Annotated in this window: 2 protein-coding genes; both read right to left on the bottom strand. The window is 54.2% G+C overall.

All coding sequences use genetic code 11. The features are described from left to right. On the bottom strand, positions 1-326 hold a 326-nt coding region (locus tag M3234_RS28815), incomplete at its 3' end, for an ATP-grasp domain-containing protein (protein WP_262307924.1). Beyond that, positions 283-489 (bottom strand): hypothetical protein (locus M3234_RS28820; protein ID WP_262307925.1); only part of this gene is annotated, 207 nt, incomplete at its 5' end. The genes M3234_RS28820 and M3234_RS28815, both read right to left, overlap by 44 nt.

Consider the following 489-nt stretch of genomic DNA (forward strand, 5'->3'; position numbering starts at 1 on the left):
GCTTTAACACGGAAAATAGAGGCGCCGCCCATGCCGTCGAGCGGTTTCATGATGATATCGCCGTGCTTTTCCCAGAAGGCTTTCAGCTGGGCTTTATTGCGGGTGACCAACGTTTCCGGAGTCAGTTCAGAGAACCAGGCGGTGAACAGCTTCTCGTTACAGTCGCGCAGACTCTGCGGCTTGTTGACGATAAGCGTGCCTTTCTCTTCCGCTCGCTCCAGGATGTAGGTGGCATAAATAAATTCGGTATCAAACGGCGGATCCTTACGCATCAGGATGACGTCAAGGTCCGCCAGCGGCAGATCCTGCTCGCCGGGTGAAGTCATACCATTTATCGTAGTTCTGTTCGACGCTCAGCGTGCGCGTCCGGGCGCGGGCTTCGCCGTTGATCAAATAGAGGTCGTTCATCTCCATATAATGGAGTTCATAGCCGCGACGCTGCGCCTCCAGCAACATAGCGAAGCTGGTGTCTTTCTTGATGTTGATGGT

The sequence above is a fragment of the Neobacillus niacini genome, assembly GCF_023715785.1.
In the GTDB taxonomy this organism is placed as follows: domain Bacteria; phylum Bacillota; class Bacilli; order Bacillales; family Cytobacillaceae; genus Neobacillus; species Neobacillus niacini_E.